This is a genomic window from Fulvivirga marina (genome assembly GCF_016775155.1).
In the GTDB taxonomy this organism is placed as follows: Bacteria; Bacteroidota; Bacteroidia; order Cytophagales; family Cyclobacteriaceae; genus Fulvivirga; species Fulvivirga marina.
Genome location: NZ_JAEUGD010000031.1, coordinates 54715 through 70260 on the forward strand (window position 1 = coordinate 54715; position 15546 = coordinate 70260).

Annotated in this window: 22 protein-coding genes; 2 read left to right on the forward strand and 20 right to left on the reverse strand. The window is 38.9% G+C overall.

The window, feature by feature from the left end:
- Nucleotides 1-4 precede the first annotated feature (4 nt).
- Together JMN32_RS09150 and JMN32_RS09155 are read right to left on the reverse strand one after the other, a co-directional pair.
- A complete protein-coding gene (locus JMN32_RS09150; RefSeq protein WP_317191770.1) occupies nucleotides 5-703 on the reverse strand; it encodes an SDR family oxidoreductase in 699 nt (232 codons plus the stop codon).
- Nucleotides 703-2292, reverse strand: a complete 1590-nt coding sequence (locus tag JMN32_RS09155) for an acyl-CoA carboxylase subunit beta (RefSeq protein WP_202856018.1) — start codon at nucleotides 2290-2292, stop codon at nucleotides 703-705. The genes JMN32_RS09150 and JMN32_RS09155 overlap by 1 nt, the downstream gene beginning before the upstream one ends.
- 167 nt (nucleotides 2293-2459) lie before the next feature.
- Between JMN32_RS09155 and JMN32_RS09160 the strand changes: the two genes are divergently transcribed.
- Both JMN32_RS09160 and JMN32_RS09165 read left to right on the forward strand, forming a co-directional pair.
- The gene (locus tag JMN32_RS09160) at nucleotides 2460-3392 is read left to right on the forward strand and encodes a Ppx/GppA phosphatase family protein (RefSeq protein WP_202856019.1); all 933 of its coding nucleotides are present in this window, start codon (nucleotides 2460-2462) and stop codon (nucleotides 3390-3392) included.
- 46 nt (nucleotides 3393-3438) lie between these two features.
- A complete protein-coding gene (locus JMN32_RS09165; RefSeq protein WP_202856020.1) occupies nucleotides 3439-4515 on the forward strand; it encodes an Ldh family oxidoreductase in 1077 nt (358 codons plus the stop codon).
- Here the strand turns inward: JMN32_RS09165 and JMN32_RS09170 are convergent.
- The 18 genes from JMN32_RS09170 to rplF form a co-directional block, all read right to left on the reverse strand.
- A complete protein-coding gene (locus tag JMN32_RS09170) occupies nucleotides 4512-5039 on the reverse strand; it encodes a hypothetical protein (RefSeq protein ID WP_202856021.1) in 528 nt (175 codons plus the stop codon). The two genes, JMN32_RS09165 and JMN32_RS09170, sit on opposite strands and share 4 nt — an antisense overlap.
- Nucleotides 5039-5323, reverse strand: coding sequence for an FtsB family cell division protein (locus JMN32_RS09175; RefSeq protein WP_202856022.1), 285 nt, complete (start codon nucleotides 5321-5323; stop codon nucleotides 5039-5041). The genes JMN32_RS09170 and JMN32_RS09175 overlap by 1 nt, the downstream gene beginning before the upstream one ends.
- 114 nt (nucleotides 5324-5437) lie before the next feature.
- Complete coding sequence (gene eno / locus JMN32_RS09180) at nucleotides 5438-6712, reverse strand: phosphopyruvate hydratase (protein WP_202856023.1); 1275 nt, start codon at nucleotides 6710-6712, stop codon at nucleotides 5438-5440.
- Between the two features lie 6 nt (nucleotides 6713-6718).
- Nucleotides 6719-7819, reverse strand: coding sequence for a glutamine-hydrolyzing carbamoyl-phosphate synthase small subunit (gene carA / locus JMN32_RS09185; protein ID WP_202856024.1), 1101 nt, complete (start codon nucleotides 7817-7819; stop codon nucleotides 6719-6721).
- 121 nt (nucleotides 7820-7940) lie between these two features.
- Nucleotides 7941-8495: a 50S ribosomal protein L17 gene (gene rplQ, locus JMN32_RS09190; protein WP_202856025.1), complete on the reverse strand. Its 555-nt coding sequence runs from the start codon at nucleotides 8493-8495 to the stop codon at nucleotides 7941-7943.
- A gap of 5 nt (nucleotides 8496-8500) precedes the next feature.
- Nucleotides 8501-9490 (reverse strand): DNA-directed RNA polymerase subunit alpha, encoded by a 990-nt coding sequence (locus JMN32_RS09195; protein WP_202856026.1) that lies wholly within the window; start codon nucleotides 9488-9490, stop codon nucleotides 8501-8503.
- 66 nt (nucleotides 9491-9556) lie between these two features.
- Complete coding sequence (rpsD, locus tag JMN32_RS09200; RefSeq protein ID WP_202856027.1) at nucleotides 9557-10162, reverse strand: 30S ribosomal protein S4; 606 nt, start codon at nucleotides 10160-10162, stop codon at nucleotides 9557-9559.
- Between the two features lie 25 nt (nucleotides 10163-10187).
- Complete coding sequence (rpsK, locus tag JMN32_RS09205) at nucleotides 10188-10580, reverse strand: 30S ribosomal protein S11 (RefSeq protein WP_202856028.1); 393 nt, start codon at nucleotides 10578-10580, stop codon at nucleotides 10188-10190.
- A gap of 21 nt (nucleotides 10581-10601) precedes the next feature.
- Nucleotides 10602-10979 carry a 30S ribosomal protein S13 gene (rpsM, locus tag JMN32_RS09210; RefSeq protein WP_202856029.1) on the reverse strand — a complete coding sequence of 126 codons (378 nt, stop codon included), beginning with the start codon at nucleotides 10977-10979 and terminating at the stop codon, nucleotides 10602-10604.
- A gap of 5 nt (nucleotides 10980-10984) precedes the next feature.
- Nucleotides 10985-11101, reverse strand: coding sequence for a type B 50S ribosomal protein L36 (gene ykgO, locus JMN32_RS09215; RefSeq protein WP_002695078.1), 117 nt, complete (start codon nucleotides 11099-11101; stop codon nucleotides 10985-10987).
- A 7-nt stretch (nucleotides 11102-11108) separates the two neighbouring features.
- Entirely contained in the window at nucleotides 11109-11327 is a 219-nt protein-coding gene (gene infA / locus JMN32_RS09220) for a translation initiation factor IF-1 (RefSeq protein WP_202856030.1), read from the reverse strand.
- A gap of 1 nt (nucleotide 11328) precedes the next feature.
- The gene (map, locus tag JMN32_RS09225; RefSeq protein WP_202856031.1) at nucleotides 11329-12102 is read right to left on the reverse strand and encodes a type I methionyl aminopeptidase; all 774 of its coding nucleotides are present in this window, start codon (nucleotides 12100-12102) and stop codon (nucleotides 11329-11331) included.
- Nucleotides 12103-12108: 6 nt separating this feature from the next.
- Entirely contained in the window at nucleotides 12109-13422 is a 1314-nt protein-coding gene (gene secY / locus JMN32_RS09230) for a preprotein translocase subunit SecY (RefSeq protein WP_202856032.1), read from the reverse strand.
- A 2-nt stretch (nucleotides 13423-13424) separates the two neighbouring features.
- Entirely contained in the window at nucleotides 13425-13871 is a 447-nt protein-coding gene (gene rplO / locus JMN32_RS09235; protein ID WP_202856033.1) for a 50S ribosomal protein L15, read from the reverse strand.
- Between the two features lie 48 nt (nucleotides 13872-13919).
- Complete coding sequence (gene rpmD / locus JMN32_RS09240; RefSeq protein WP_317191771.1) at nucleotides 13920-14099, reverse strand: 50S ribosomal protein L30; 180 nt, start codon at nucleotides 14097-14099, stop codon at nucleotides 13920-13922.
- Between the two features lie 4 nt (nucleotides 14100-14103).
- Nucleotides 14104-14622, reverse strand: a complete 519-nt coding sequence (gene rpsE / locus JMN32_RS09245; protein ID WP_155173956.1) for a 30S ribosomal protein S5 — start codon at nucleotides 14620-14622, stop codon at nucleotides 14104-14106.
- A gap of 6 nt (nucleotides 14623-14628) precedes the next feature.
- Nucleotides 14629-14976, reverse strand: coding sequence for a 50S ribosomal protein L18 (gene rplR / locus JMN32_RS09250; RefSeq protein ID WP_202856035.1), 348 nt, complete (start codon nucleotides 14974-14976; stop codon nucleotides 14629-14631).
- 8 nt (nucleotides 14977-14984) lie between these two features.
- Nucleotides 14985-15542: a 50S ribosomal protein L6 gene (gene rplF / locus JMN32_RS09255; protein ID WP_202856036.1), complete on the reverse strand. Its 558-nt coding sequence runs from the start codon at nucleotides 15540-15542 to the stop codon at nucleotides 14985-14987.
- Nucleotides 15543-15546 lie beyond the last annotated feature (4 nt).

The window sequence follows — 15546 nt, forward strand, 5'->3', positions numbered from 1 at the left end:
TCTATTAAACTGATCGTGTCAATCCTCCATCAATTTTTATATTCTGCCCGGTAATGTATGCTGCCGAATCAGACACCAAAAAAACTACGGTTTTTGCAACCTCATCAACTGTTCCTGCTCTTTTCATTGGAATACTTTGGAGCATTAACTCATCTACTTCATAACTATTAATAAATCCTGGAAGCAGATTGTTCATCCTAATATTATCGGAGGCATACCTATCAGCAAACAGTTTCATGTAGCTTCCAAGACCTGCTCTTAGTACTGAGGAAACGGGAAAACTAGCTGATGGTTCATAGGCAGCAAAAGTAGAAATGTTTATAAATACCCCTCTACCCTGTTTTTGCATGATGGGAGTAACTAACTGAGCCATTTTTGCAACATTCAAAAGCACCAGATTAAGTCCATGATACCAGTCCTCTTCAGGTATCTCCAAAAGATCACCTTTCGCAGGATGCCCGGTATTATTGATGACAGCATCAATTCTTCCAAACTTCCCAAGTGTTGCATTCACCAGCTTCTTCAAGTCGTTTTTATCTGTTACGGACCCCTGAATACCCAGTCCTCCAAGCTCTTCAGCCAGATCAAGGATATCTTCGGAACGAGACATAAGTGCAACTTTATACCCTTGATGGGAAAGTTCTCGAGCACATGCAGCTCCCATGCCCTTACCAGCAGCTGTTATTATTGCAACCCTGTCCACTAGAGAGGGATGTTACCGTGTTTCTTTTTAGGTAATGTTGCCACCTTATTTTCCAGCATTTTAAAGGCTTTTATTAACTTGGCTCTTGTCTCCTCTGGCATAATTACCTCATCAATATACCCTCGGTGAGCTGCTCTGTATGGATTAGCAAACTTTTCGGTATAGTCATCAACCTTCTCCTGAAGTTTAGCCTCCGGATCACTGGCCTCAGCTATTTCCCTTTTAAATATTATTTCGGCAGCACCTTTTGCTCCCATTACTGCAATTTCTGCAGTGGGCCATGCATAATTCATGTCAGCTCCGATATGCTTGGAGTTCATCACATCATAAGCACCACCATAAGCCTTGCGGGTAATTACTGTAATTCTAGGCACAGTAGCCTCACTAAATGCATATAATAGTTTGGCACCGTTGGTTATGATACCATTCCATTCCTGATCAGTTCCTGGCAAAAAACCAGGGACATCTTCAAGCACAAGTAAAGGAATATTAAAACAATCGCAGAAACGAACAAATCTGGCACCTTTGGTACTGGCATCAATATCCAATACACCTGCAAGGGAAGCTGGTTGATTGCCTACTACTCCAATACTCCTACCCCCAATTCTGGCAAAACCTACAACGATATTCTCTGCAAAGTTTTTATGAACTTCCATAAAGCTATCAGAGTCAACTAGCGCCTCTACCACTTCCCTCATATCATAAGGTTGATTAGGGTTATCTGGAATAATGTCATTCAGAGCCGCTACAATTTCATCAGAATCACTTTCATATGCTTCTATAGGTGCGTCATCTTCACAGTTTTGCGGCATATAGCTGAGCAGCCTCTTTATATCATTTATACAAGCAACCTCATTTGGGCATGCAAAATGAGTTACTCCACTTTTTGCACTATGCGCACTAGCCCCTCCAAGTTCCTCTGCTGTAACGGTTTCCTGAGTTACAGTTTTAACAACATTAGGACCTGTAACAAACATGTAGGATGTATTCTCAACCATCAAGATAAAATCTGTAATAGCTGGTGAGTATACCGCACCTCCTGCACAAGGCCCCATAATAGCCGAGATTTGTGGCACCACTCCAGACGCCAATGTATTTCTGTAGAAAATGTCAGCATACCCCCCAAGGGAAACTACGCCTTCCTGTATTCTCGCACCTCCAGAATCATTTAAGCCTATTACTGGGGCACCATTTTTCATGGCTAAATCCATGATCTTTACGATTTTCTCTGCATGGGTCTCCGACAGCGACCCTCCAAAAACGGTAAAGTCCTGAGAAAACACATACACCAAACGTCCGTTTACTGTACCATAACCAGTAACCACCCCATCTCCCGGGTAATATTCTTTCTCCAGTCCGAAATCCTTACAACGGTGCATTACAAACTTTCCTATCTCCTCAAACGACCCTTCATCAAGAAGTAAATGAACCCGCTCTCGAGCTGTTAGCTTTCCCTTTTTATGCTGAGATTCAATTCTTTTTTCACCACCTCCAAGTAAGGCTTCTTTATTTTTATCGCCCAAAAGAGCGAACTTCTCCTTTTTTGTAGGCAACGTGTAAATAGGCTTTTTCTGTTTGTTATCCTCCATTCTTCGATGTTTTTTTGAGAATTTCAAAGATAAATAAATTGAAACGGATTCAAGTGTTTATCCGTTTTTTTCAGTTCACCGATAGCTTTGTCAAACGCCTTCGGTAATACCAAAACCGCACCTATCATTAATATTCATTTCTTTATATTTGGCTAATTTTTTAAGATATGGCAGAAAACATTGCAATAATTGATTGTGGCACAAATACCTTTCACTTGCTGGTGGTCAGGCAAAGTAATTCAGAATTTGAAACACTCCACAAGGAAAAAGTCTCAGTAAGGGTTGGTAAAGGAGGGATTAGCAAAAAACAATTAATGCCGGATGCCATAAACAGAGCAGCAAATACAATCCAGCATTTTAAAGACGTACTGACAGGCTTTGAAGTTGACCGCGTATTTGCATTTGCCACCAGCGCATTTCGCAATGCGACTAATGGGGAAGAAACCAGAAAAATCATACTGGCTAAAACGGGGATTGATATTAAAATTATCTCAGGACCAAAGGAAGCTGAACTAATTTTTAGAGGTGTTAACTCCGCACTTGATATTGGGAATAAACCAGCGCTAATAATGGATATTGGCGGGGGAAGTGTCGAGTTTGTTATTGGTCAACATAACAAAATATTTTGGAAGCAAAGCTTTGAAATTGGAGCCCAGCGTCTTCTGGACCTGTTCCATAAGACCGACCCTATACAATCTGAAGAAATAGCTAAGCTTGAAAATTATTTAAAAACAAATCTTGTGGAACTTGTTGTGCAAATCAAAAAATATAATCCTCAAGTTCTAATTGGCTCCTCAGGCACCTTCGATACATTAAGCGACATTTACTGTGAGGAGAACGGTTTTATAAAAAATGAGAATGATGGCGAAACCCCACTATCTTTGGAAGGGTATTTTAAAATACACCATAGTTTGCTATCAAAAGCAATGGGTGAAAGAATGAAGATTCCGGGCATGATTGAAATGAGGGTTGATATGATTGTAGTGGCATCTTGTCTCATCAACTTCCTACTTAAACTACACTCATTCAATGACATAAGAGTATCCACCTACGCATTAAAGGAAGGTGTTCTAGATCAGATACTTGAAGGGCATTTTTAAGCTATACGCTCGTATATTTCGATTATAATACTAATTTTGCCTGCCTATGGAGGAAATATTTTCAGTTGACAAACTAAGGGAATTTACAATCAATACTTTTTTGGCTATTGGCTGCTCAGAAGCAGATGCAGGCCTTGCTACTGACGTGCTAATAAAAGCAGACCTCAGAGGTATTGACTCACATGGAATTGCTAGACTTATAGGTTACGTAAGACTATGGGAAGCTGGCAGAATAAACCCTGCCCCAAAAATAAAAGTTGTTCATGAAACACCAAGTACTGCTGTCGTAGATGGAGACAGTGGACTTGGCTTGATAGTAGCTCCACAGGCTATGAATATTGCCATGGACAAGGCTGACCAAGTCGGCACAGGTTGGGTTTCTGTCAAAAACTCTAATCATTTCGGCATTGCTGGTTATCATGCAATGATGGCCCTGGAAAGAGATATGGTTGGCATGGCAATGACCAATGCTAGTCCGTTGGTTGCTCCTACCTTTGCAACAGAACGTATGCTAGGCACAAACCCTATTGCTGTTTCAATCCCCACAAAAGAACAGCCCCCTTTTGTAGCAGATCTCGCAACTACTACAGCTGCCAATGGAAAGCTTGAAATCCTTCAAAGAAAGGATAGTGAAGCTCCCTACGGTTGGATACAGGATAAAGCAGGAAACCCTTCAAAAGATCCCCACGAGCTAAAAAACGGCGGTGCGTTACTACCGCTAGGTGGAGATAGAGAACACGGCAGTCATAAAGGGTATGCTTTAGGTTCGATTGTAGATATATTCTCAGCGGTATTCTCAGGTGCGAATTATGGTCCGTGGGCACCTCCCTTTGTAAGCTTTCTTCCCTTATCGGAGAATCCTGTTGGCGAAGGGCTTGGTCACTTTCTTGGAGCCATGCGCATAGACGCTTTCAGACCGGCAGATGAATTCAAGTCTCATATGGATAACTGGATTAGCCGATTTCGTTCCACTGAGGCCATTAAAGGAAAAAAAGTATTGATACCCGGTGATCCTGAAAGGGAAATAGAAGCCATAAGACAAAACGATGGTATTCCCCTGAACATAAATGTAGTTGAAGACTTAAAATCTGTCGCCAAAAAACTTAAACTTGAACAACTTTAGAAAGAGAAATAAACTCTAAAGACCCAGGGTGAATCGTAAGGTCCGTCATTATTGTATGTGAGGTCATACATAGCCAGTAAGTTAACAGCACCTCTGTTGCCTAAAGGTTGCGATATTCCTCCTCCCAATAAGAAGCGAGTAGCACTATCCCTATTATCCCTGTCATCCAAAAGATTAGAATCAAAATTTATATAATCATACTCAGCCTGGGCAAAAAACTGATCAATGCTATAGCGTGTAAAAACATTCCCTCCCCAAAGGTTATCTGATATATCGTAATTTTTAAGCTTAACATATTGGTAAGTAACCCCCACCCCGGCAGACCACTGCTGAGTGATCATATACCCTACAATAGGAGATAGTGTAATATTTGTTTGCTGACTACTTCCTGAAAACCCCATGCCTCCACCAAAAAATATACGATCTTTAAAGGTAGGGTTGTTGTCAAAATCAACATCTTTCTGAGCCATTACCAAACTACTGGCAAAACAGTAAAATAATATCAGGAGTATAAGCTTTTTCATTATTCTTCCACAACTACAAACAGATCTTCTGTATCCTTTTTCATGTAGTACTTTTCTCGAGCAAATTTTTCGAGCAACTCATCATTACTGAGTAGTTCCTCCCTATCTTTCTTTACTTCCTCGATTTTCTGAAGGTAATATGCTTTTTCATCCTCAAGAGTTTCAAGTTGATTTTTCAACTTTATTTGCGAAACAAGATCATTGGCATCAATAAACAACATCCAAACTAAAAAGAAAAAGCTGAATAAAAAGAAAAAGTTCTTCGTGAATTTAGGAAGTTTCATGACCACTGAAGTTAAAGAAATATACCCTTAATTTAATAAGATATTTTTAATGCTAAAAACAAAAAAGGCTTCCTTTGCAATGTTTGCAAGGGAAGCCTTTGATATAAATATTACTTAGAAGTTTCTGCCAGGGAAAACAGCAGTTTCTCCTAGTTCCTCTTCAATCCTTAATAGTTGATTGTATTTAGCCATTCGATCAGATCTGGATGCAGAACCTGTCTTAATTTGTCCTGTATTCAAAGCTACTGCAAGATCTGCAATAGTATTATCCTCAGTCTCACCTGAACGATGTGACATAACGCTCTTATATGAGTTTTGCTTTGCTAGATTAACGGTATTGATAGTTTCTGTTAATGAACCTATCTGATTAACCTTAACGAGAATTGAATTGGCCACGCCTTGGTTAATTCCTTCTTGAAGTTTCTTTACGTTGGTAACGAAAAGATCATCTCCTACTAACTGTACTTTCTTGCCAATCTTTTCTGTCAATGTCTTCCACCCACTCCAATCATCTTCTTCCATTCCGTCTTCAATAGAAATAATAGGATACTTATTAACCCATGAAGCCCAATACTCAACCATTTCATCTGAGGTCAACTTTTGACCCGTTGATGCAAAATGATAAACCTTATTCTTTGTATCATAAAATTCTGAGGAGGCAGCATCCATGGCTATAAATATATCTTCACCAGGTTTATACCCTGCCTTTTCAATAGCTTTTAGAACTACCTCTATGGCCTCTTCATTTGACGCAATATTCGGAGCAAAACCTCCCTCATCACCAACATTGGTAGACAATCCACTATCAGCGAGTACTTTTTTCAAATGATGGAACACTTCAGTCCCCATTCTTAACGATTCCGAGAAAGTATCGGCCTTTACAGGCATTACCATAAACTCTTGAAAATCTATTGCATTATCGGCATGACTACCTCCATTCAATATATTCATCATAGGAACAGGAAGTGTATTTGCGTTCACCCCTCCTATATATCTAAAGAGAGACTGACCAGACTCCTGTGCCGCAGCTTTGGCAATAGCCAAAGATGTTCCTAAAATGGCATTAGCACCTAATTTGGCTTTATTATCAGTACCATCTGCTTCAAGCATTATTTTGTCAAGCAGATTTTGGTCATAAACGGAAAACCCAATAAGTTCTTCTGCCAGAATGCTATTTACATTGTCAACGGCTTTCAAAACACCCTTTCCCATGTAAATTTTCTTATTTCCATCTCTAAGTTCTACGGCTTCATATTTACCAGTAGATGCACCTGATGGAACAGCAGCTCTTCCAAGAATACCATTTTCAGTTACTACATCTACTTCTACCGTCGGGTTTCCCCGGGAGTCAAGGATTTGCCTTGCGTGAATACTTTCAATTAAACTCATGATCTATTATTTAGATTTTATTAATTCAACAAATTGATCGAAAAGATAACGTGAATCATGAGGACCTGGGGAAGCCTCAGGATGATATTGTACAGAAAATGCCTTTTTTCCCATTACATGTATACCAGCTACTGTTTGGTCATTCAAGTGAATATGTGTTGCTTCAACTATATCAGAGCTTTCTACATCATCCGCAGAAATAGAAAAGCCATGATTTTGTGATGTGATCTCACAAAGTCCGGTTGTAAGATTTTTTACTGGGTGATTTAACCCTCTATGCCCATGGTGCATTTTATATGTGGTCACTCCACATGCCAGCGCTAGAACCTGATGACCTAAGCATATACCAAATAAGGGGTGATCATCCGCAAGTATACTTTTAACCGTTTCCACTGCGTATGACATGGATGCAGGGTCTCCGGGCCCGTTGGAAATAAAATAACCATCAGGATTCCACTCTTTCATTTCCTCATAAGTAGTCTTTGCAGTAAAAACTTTGCAGTAAACACCCCTGGAAGCCAAGTTACTCAATATACTGGCCTTTACTCCCAAGTCAAGTACTGCCACTTTTACTGCTGATTGTTCATCACCTACAAAATATGGCTCCTTTGTAGATACTAATGATGACAACTCGAGTCCAACCATAGAGGGCACTTTACCCAACTCAGCCTGTAAGTCATGTCCCTCTAACTCTGACGAAATGATAGCATTCATGGCACCCTTACTCCTGATGTGCCTTACAAGTTTTCGTGTATCTATATCTGCAATTCCCACAACATCATTACGTTCGAGATATTCCTGTAGACTTTCTGTTGCCAACTTTCGACTATACACATAAGAATAGTCATTGACAACTAAACCACTGATTTTAGGAGAATCTGACTCTTCTTCAACATCAAGAACTCCATAATTGCCTATATGACTATTAGTGTTAACGATAATCTGACCATAATAAGAAGGGTCAGTATATATCTCCTGATAACCGGTCATACCGGTATTAAAACAAATTTCCCCTCCTCGGGTACCTTTCTTGCCTATTGCGCTACCCTCGAATATTGATCCATCCTCTAGCAACAAGTATGCCTTGTCCTTATGTTGTAACTTCATTTGCATATTTTTAACCTTCTAAAGCCGTAGTGTTTTTAAAGCCTTGAAATTGGTGATACAAAAATAAAAAAAGGGATTAGATATAAATCCAATCCCTTCAATTTTATAACAATTTTCAATTTCACTTTTCTGATTTGCTATCTTCATTGCTATCAGCTTCCGGCTCTTCTACCTTCTTTTCTTTCTTAGCTTCTGGTTTTGGTGCCTTGGGCTTTTTTTCCTCTGGAGCCTCTGCGGCAGCAGTTTCTGACTTTTTACCTCCTCTACGACTTCTCCTAGTCTTAGTCTTATCGGCTTTCTCCCCACCAAGCAATAACTCATTATAATCAACCAACTCTATAATACACATATCTGCATTATCCCCAAGTCTGTTACCAGTTTTTAAAATCCTAGTATATCCGCCTGGTCTGTTAGTGATCTTTTCGGCAACCTCATCGAACAAAGTTTTTACAGATTGCTTATCGTTAAGGTATGAGAATACAACTCTTCTAGAGTGAGTCGTATCTTCCTTTGCTTTAGTTAACAAAGGCTCAACATATTTTCTTAAAGCTTTTGCTTTGGCAACTGTTGTTGTGATCCTTTTGTTAAGGATCAACGAACTTGCCATATTAGAAAGCATGGCTTTTCTATGAGGAGCTGTTCTGCTTAAATGATTAATTTTTTTCCCGTGTCTCATTTTTACTATTCTTCATCAAGTTTATACTTGGACAAGTCCATACCGAATGTCAAATTCTTGTCCTGAACCAACTGCTCAAGTTCTGCCAAAGACTTCTTACCGAAGTTTCTGAATTTCATCATATCGGAAATTTCCAACCTTACAAGGTCTCCAAGAGTTTTAACATCAGCTGCTTTCAGGCAGTTATATGCTCTTACAGAAAGGTCAAGGTCATTAAGAGAAGTTTTCAAAAGTTTTCTCATGTGAAGCATCTCTTCGTCTACCTGCTCAATTTCTCCACCTTTGTCCGTCTCCAGTTCAATTGACTTATCTGAGAACAACATAAAGTGCTGAATCAAAATATGAGCCGCCCCTTCCAATGCCTTTTCAGGGTGGATAGACCCGTCAGTTTCTATATCAAGAACCAGTTGTTCATAATCAGTTTTTTGCTCAACCCTTGTATTTTCAATGCTATATTTCACATTCTTGATAGGTGTGAAGATGGCATCTATAGGAATATATCCAAACACTTGCTCAGAAGGTTTATTTTCTTCAGCCGGCACATACCCTCTACCTTTCTCTACAGTCAACTCTACCTCCATATCAACCGACTCATCAAGATTACAGATAACCAAATCAGGGTTTAGTATTTCAAAAGCTGACGTACCTTTAGCAATATCTCCTGCTTTGAGTTCCTTTTGATTCTTAACCGTAATAGTTATTTTGTTATCAAAAGACTCACCTACCTTCTTGAACCTAACCATCTTTAGGTTTAGAATGACTTCAGAAACATCTTCCACCACACCTTCAATAGTAGAGAATTCATGCAAAACCCCAGGAATCTTAATTCCTGTAACAGCATATCCCTCTAAAGAAGATAATAATATTCTTCTTAAAGCATTACCAATAGTAACACCGTAACCCTTTTCCAGCGGCTTAAAAGTGAACAAGCCGTGAAAATCATCCGCCTTTTCCATCACGACTTTGTCAGGCATTTGAAATGCTAAAATTGACATAGGTTTTTAACTTTTATAGTTATAGCCTGATACCTATTAGGTACCAAGCTAATAATTCTTTAATGATTATTTCGAGTAAAGCTCGACAATCAGCTGCTCATTTATATTCTCAGGAATCTCATCTCTCTGAGGCATGGCAACTAATTTTCCTACCATTTCACTTCCATCCCACTCTAACCATGGAAATCTTTTAACTCCATGCGTAGCCAGACTATCGGTAATTGCCTCAAGAGATTTTGATCTCTCACGTACCGCTACCGTATCACCTGGTTTCAATGAAAAGGAAGGTATATTAACTATTGACCCGTTAACAACAATATGTTTATGCAACACAAGCTGTCTTGCAGCTCTTCTGGAAGGAGCAATTCCTAATCTAAAAACAGTATTGTCCAATCTAGACTCCAAAAGTTGAAGAAGGATCTCACCAGTAATACCTGACTTTCTAGACGCTTTATCAAAAAGATTAGCAAATTGCTTCTCTAAAACGCCATATGTGTATTTGGCCTTTTGCTTCTCCATTAATTGGATAGCATATTCCGACTGCTTTTTTCTTCTACCTCTACCGTGCTGTCCAGGAGGATAGCTCTTCTTTTGCAGTGCTTTACTAGGGCCAAAAATAGGCTCATTAAATCTTCTAGCTATTTTTGCTTTCGGACCTCTATATCTTGCCATTATAAAATTCTTTTCTCTTTATAAATTATACTCTACGTCTCTTTGGTGGTCTACAACCATTATGAGGTAACGGAGTTACATCCTTTATGGTAGTGATTTCAATTCCAGTGTTCTGGATCGTTCTGATAGCAGATTCTCTACCTGCACCAGGTCCCTTTACATAAACCTCTACCTTTCTCAATCCTTGATCATATGCCTTTTGAGCACAGTCCTGAGCTGCCATTTGAGCAGCATAAGGCGTATTCTTCTTAGACCCTTTGAAGCCCATTTTACCAGCAGATGCCCAAGATATCACTTGCCCTGAAGTATTAGTCAGCGAAATGATAATATTATTGAACGAAGCCTTTATGTGAGCCTGACCAATAGCTTCAACAGCTACTACGCGTTTTTTTGCTTTATCTTTTCTTTTTTGTGCCATTTTGCGTTACGCTATTTTATCTTATTTCGTTGCTTTCTTTTTATTGGCAACTGTCTTTCTCTTACCTTTTCTGGTCCTAGAGTTATTCTTAGTTCTTTGACCTCTAACCGGTAGGCCCTTTCTATGTCTCAAACCACGGTAGCACCCGATATCCATTAATCGCTTAATACTCATTTGTATTTCCGATTTTAGAACACCTTCTACTTTGAAGTTTTCACTAATGATGTTACGGATGGCTGTAGATTCGTCATCTGTCCAGTCCTGTACTTTTTTATCCCTATCCACACCTGCTTCAGTTAAAATTCTCTGAGCTGTGCTTCTTCCAATACCAAAAATATAGGTAAGAGCAATCTCACCTCTTTTGTTATCCGGGATATCTACTCCTGCAATTCTTGCCATAGTGCTTAGCCTTGTCTTTGTTTAAACCTAGGATTCTTTTTATTAATCACGTAAACCTTTCCTTTTCTTCTGATTATTTTACAATCAGCGCTACGCTTCTTTACTGACGCTTTAACTTTCATTTTACAATTACTTATATCGATAAACAATTCGTCCTTTAGTCAAATCATATGGCGACATTTCTAACTTAACTCTGTCACCAGGTAAAATTTTAATATAGTTCATTCTCATCTTACCAGAAATATGCGCTATCACCTCATGACCATTTTCCAACTCCACTCTAAACATAGCGTTAGAAAGTGCTTCGGTAATTGTACCATCCTGTTCAATAGATTTTTGTTTAGCCATATTAAAATTTAAAATTCTCTTCTATAAATTTATGAGTCGTTAAAATCTCTGTTCCAGTTTCAAATATTGCCACTGTATGTTCATAGTGTGCTGAAGGTCTTCTATCTGCTGTCCGTATAGTCCATCCGTCTGCTTCCTGCACTACACTTTTAGTTCCTAAGTTAACCATGGGTTCAATGGCTATTACTAATCCGTCTTTGAGTTTAGCTCCTCTACCTCTTTTTCCATAGTTAGGAACTTCAGGGCTTTCATGTAAATTTCTACCTATACCATGCCCCACAAGTTCTCTTACAACTCCGTAACCGTAGTCCTCAACATAGCTCTGAATAGCATAAGCCAGATCACCTATCCTATTTCCATATACAGCCATCTCAATACCTTTATACAGCGACTCTTTTGTCACTTTTAACAACTGCATAACCTCTTCTGTTATTTCGCCTACCGGATATGTATAAGCGGAATCACTGTGAAAACCCTTAAAGAATACTCCACAGTCCACAGAGATTATATCTCCTTCTTTTAATTCATATTCACTTGGAAAACCATGAACAACATTTTCGTTCAAGGATATACATAATGAAGAAGGGAATCCGTTATAATTTTTGAATGACGGTACCCCCCCATTATCTCTTATAAATTCCTCTGCTATTTGGTCCAATGTGATAGTCTTCACACCAGGTTTAACCATTTTAGCAACTTCTCCATGTGCTTTACCAAGTATTAAAGCACTCTCCTTTATAAGCTCAACCTCTTCTCTGGATTTATAATGAATCATTCCAGATTAAGCTGCTGCTATTTGTGAACGTCCCTTAACTTTACCCGACTTCATCATACCTTCGTAATGTCTCATGAGCAGGTAACTCTCTATTTGCTGTAATGTATCAAGTATTACCCCAACCATAATCAATAATGAAGTACCTCCATAAAATTGAGCGAAGTTAGGACTAATTCCAGTCTTTACCGCAAAAGCCGGCAAAATAGCTACTAAAGCTAAGAAAATAGACCCAGGGAGCGTAATTTTCGTTAGTACCTGATCAATAAACTCTGAGGTTTGCTTTCCAGGTTTTATACCAGGTATGAAACCTCCGTTACGCTTAAGGTTATCAGCAATATCATTAGGGTTGACCGTAATTGCCGTATAAAAGAAGGTGAATAATAATATCAGGATACCAAACACTAAGTTATATTGCCATGAGTAAGGGTCTGAGAATGTTGAACCAATATAAGACCCCACCTCACTTTCCTTCCAAATACCCGCAATTAAAGGAGGTATAAACATCAAAGCTTGTGCGAAAATTATAGGCATAACACCTGATGCGTTTATTTTCAAAGGGATATAATCCCTCTTTCCTCCATAAAGTTTATTACCTATTACTTGCTTAGCATATTGGATAGGGATTCTTCTAACAGCTTGGGTAAGCATTACCACAGCCATTACCACAAAGAATAGAGCTACAATTTCTAAAACGAACATCAACGCCCCACTCATTCCTCTTGACATTGCCTCACTTACCAAAGATCCCGGGAACCTTGAGATGATACCAATCATAATAAGCATTGATATTCCATTACCGATTCCCTTATCTGTTATTTTTTCACCTATCCACATACAGAACATAGTTCCAGATACCAAAATAATCATTGATGAAACCTGAAAGAATGCAGGATCATACATTATAGCCTCAGATGGAATAGTGGCAGCTAGATAACCTGCCGATTGAGCCAATGTTATAGCAATGGTCAAAACTCTTGTAATCTGTGTCAAACGCTTCCTTCCAGATTCGCCCTCCTTTTGAAGCTTCTGAAAATATGGGACAGCCACAGTTAATAACTGAATGACAATAGATGCCGAAATGTAAGGCATAATACCTAACGCAAATATAGAGGCTCGACTAAAAGACCCTCCTAAGAAAGTATTTAATAAATCAAATATTCCCCCCTGCGCTCCGCTGCCTAAAGCATCTGGATCAACACCTGGTAAAACAATAAAAGACCCCAATCTAAACACGATTAGGAATCCTAAGGTATTTAGGATCCTAACTCTTAAATCTTCTATTGAAAATATGTTCTTTATGGTAGTGAAAAACTTTTTCATAATTATAGTTGAGTCACTTTCCCACCTGCAGCTTCAATAGCCTTAGAAGCTGATGCAGAAAAAGCATGAGCGGTTACATCTACTTTGGATTTCAACTCTCCCTTTCCTAATATTTTAATTAGGTCTTTTTTTGCAGCTAAACCATTTTCAACAATTAAATTAACATCAACTGCAGTTGCCTTGGTTTCATCCACTAATTTTTGAATAGCATCAAGATTGATTGCCTTATACTCGATTCTATTAGGATTGGTAAAACCATATTTGGGCACTCTTCTTTGAAGCGGCATTTGTCCACCTTCAAAACCCATTTTTTTAGAGTAACCTGATCTAGATTTAGCTCCTTTATGCCCTCTCGTAGATGTCCCTCCTCTTCCGGAACCTTGACCACGACCAATTCTCTTTTTAGTTTTAACAGAACCTTCAGCAGGTTTTAACGTATTTAATTTCATCTGTTATTTATTTTGCCTAACGCCTGATTACCAGACTCGGAATATATTTTATACTTCAGTTACAGATACTAAGTGACTAACCTTATCGATCATACCACTAATCTGCGGTGTTAACTCTACTTCAACAACTTTATCGATTCTACCTAAGCCTAATGCCTTTATTGTACGCTTTTGTCTTTCAGGCCTTCCTATTGTACTTCTTACTTGCGAAATTCTAACTTTTGCCATCATCTTAACCGTTAAATACTTTAGATAAAGAAACTCCTCGGTCCTGTGCAACTGTAAATGCATCTCTCATATTTGTAAGTGCATCAAAAGTGGCCTTTACTACGTTGTGAGGGTTTGAAGAACCTTTGGACTTTGCAAGTACATTATGCACTCCAGCACTTTCCAGTACAGCACGCATAGCACCACCAGCGATAACTCCCGTACCCGCAGAGGCAGGCTTAAGAAGCACAAAGCCACCTCCAAATTTACCAATAGCTTCGTGAGGTACAGTCCCTTTAATTACCGGAACTTTTACTAGATTCTTTTTAGCGTCATCAATGCCTTTAGTTATTGCATCTGTAACTTCATTAGCTTTACCAAGGCCATATCCAACAACACCATTTCCATCTCCTACAACCACAATAGCAGAGAAGCTAAATCTTCTACCACCTTTAACAACCTTAGCTACACGCTTAATAGCAACAACCTTTTCTTTAAGGTCTATTTCGCTAGCTTTTACTGATCTTATATTACTTTGAGACATAATGCTTTAAAATTTTAGACCTCCCTCTCTAGCACCTTCTGCTAAAGCCTTTACTTTACCATGGTATAGGTAACCATTACGATCAAATACAACTTGTTCTATACCTCCCGCTTTTGCCTTTTCTGCGAGTTTTGACCCTACTGATTTAGAAACATCAATGCTATTTTTCGTCTCACCTAGTTCCCTAGAAGAGGCTGATAACAAAGTATGCCCTTTAGTGTCATCAATAATCTGCGCGTAGATACCTTTATTACTCTTAAAAACAGAAAGTCTTGGTTTTTCAGAGGTACCAGAAATTTTATTTCTGATACCCTTCTTAATTCTGAGTCTTCTTTTATATTTATTGAATGCCATCTCCTTAATTATTTAGCAGCTTGTTTACCAGCTTTACGTCTAACATGCTCTCCTACAAACCTCACACCTTTACCTTTGTAAGGCTCTACAGGTCTCAAGGCTTTAATTTTAGCCGCTACCTGTCCGATAAGTTGCTTATCATTTCCCTCTAGAGTAACTATTGGATTTTTACCCTTTTCAGTTTCTGCAGAAACCTTCAACTCTGCAGGAATGGCCATAAATATACTATGAGAGTAGCCTAAGCTTAGCTCTAGAACATTATTCTGAGCCGTTGCCTTGTAACCTACCCCTACCAATTCTAATTTTTTAGTATACCCAGTGCTAACCCCTTCAACCATGTTATTGATCAATGAACGATAAAGACCATGAAGGGCTTTATGTCTCTTTTGCTCTGTTGGTCTTTCAACGGTCAACACGCCTTCGTTTTCAACCAATTTAAAGGCAGGGTCTATATACTGGGTTAGCTCACCCTTCGGTCCTTTCACCACCAAATTGCCTTCTTTATCGTCAAAGGTGTATGAAATACCGCTAGCAAGCTTTATTGGTTTTTTCCCTATTCTTGACATTGAT

What these genes read in the sequence shown, in the direction of transcription:
- JMN32_RS09155 (WP_202856018.1), bottom strand. Translation starts at nt 2,292, where the DNA reads ATGGAGGATAACAAACAGAAAAAGCCTATTTACACGTTGCCTACAAAA.
- JMN32_RS09160 (WP_202856019.1), top strand. Translation starts at nt 2,460, where the DNA reads ATGGCAGAAAACATTGCAATAATTGATTGTGGCACAAATACCTTTCAC.
- JMN32_RS09165 (WP_202856020.1), top strand. Translation starts at nt 3,439, where the DNA reads ATGGAGGAAATATTTTCAGTTGACAAACTAAGGGAATTTACAATCAAT.
- JMN32_RS09170 (WP_202856021.1), bottom strand. Translation starts at nt 5,039, where the DNA reads ATGAAAAAGCTTATACTCCTGATATTATTTTACTGTTTTGCCAGTAGT.
- JMN32_RS09175 (WP_202856022.1), bottom strand. Translation starts at nt 5,323, where the DNA reads ATGAAACTTCCTAAATTCACGAAGAACTTTTTCTTTTTATTCAGCTTT.
- eno (WP_202856023.1), bottom strand. Translation starts at nt 6,712, where the DNA reads ATGAGTTTAATTGAAAGTATTCACGCAAGGCAAATCCTTGACTCCCGG.
- carA (WP_202856024.1), bottom strand. Translation starts at nt 7,819, where the DNA reads ATGAAGTTACAACATAAGGACAAGGCATACTTGTTGCTAGAGGATGGA.
- rplQ (WP_202856025.1), bottom strand. Translation starts at nt 8,495, where the DNA reads ATGAGACACGGGAAAAAAATTAATCATTTAAGCAGAACAGCTCCTCAT.
- JMN32_RS09195 (WP_202856026.1), bottom strand. Translation starts at nt 9,490, where the DNA reads ATGTCAATTTTAGCATTTCAAATGCCTGACAAAGTCGTGATGGAAAAG.
- rpsD (WP_202856027.1), bottom strand. Translation starts at nt 10,162, where the DNA reads ATGGCAAGATATAGAGGTCCGAAAGCAAAAATAGCTAGAAGATTTAAT.
- rpsK (WP_202856028.1), bottom strand. Translation starts at nt 10,580, where the DNA reads ATGGCACAAAAAAGAAAAGATAAAGCAAAAAAACGCGTAGTAGCTGTT.
- rpsM (WP_202856029.1), bottom strand. Translation starts at nt 10,979, where the DNA reads ATGGCAAGAATTGCAGGAGTAGATATCCCGGATAACAAAAGAGGTGAG.
- ykgO (WP_002695078.1), bottom strand. Translation starts at nt 11,101, where the DNA reads ATGAAAGTTAAAGCGTCAGTAAAGAAGCGTAGCGCTGATTGTAAAATA.
- infA (WP_202856030.1), bottom strand. Translation starts at nt 11,327, where the DNA reads ATGGCTAAACAAAAATCTATTGAACAGGATGGTACAATTACCGAAGCA.
- map (WP_202856031.1), bottom strand. Translation starts at nt 12,102, where the DNA reads ATGATTCATTATAAATCCAGAGAAGAGGTTGAGCTTATAAAGGAGAGT.
- secY (WP_202856032.1), bottom strand. Translation starts at nt 13,422, where the DNA reads ATGAAAAAGTTTTTCACTACCATAAAGAACATATTTTCAATAGAAGAT.
- rplO (WP_202856033.1), bottom strand. Translation starts at nt 13,871, where the DNA reads ATGAAATTAAATACGTTAAAACCTGCTGAAGGTTCTGTTAAAACTAAA.
- rpmD (WP_317191771.1), bottom strand. Translation starts at nt 14,099, where the DNA reads ATGGCAAAAGTTAGAATTTCGCAAGTAAGAAGTACAATAGGAAGGCCT.
- rpsE (WP_155173956.1), bottom strand. Translation starts at nt 14,622, where the DNA reads ATGTCTCAAAGTAATATAAGATCAGTAAAAGCTAGCGAAATAGACCTT.
- rplR (WP_202856035.1), bottom strand. Translation starts at nt 14,976, where the DNA reads ATGGCATTCAATAAATATAAAAGAAGACTCAGAATTAAGAAGGGTATC.
- rplF (WP_202856036.1), bottom strand. Translation starts at nt 15,542, where the DNA reads ATGTCAAGAATAGGGAAAAAACCAATAAAGCTTGCTAGCGGTATTTCA.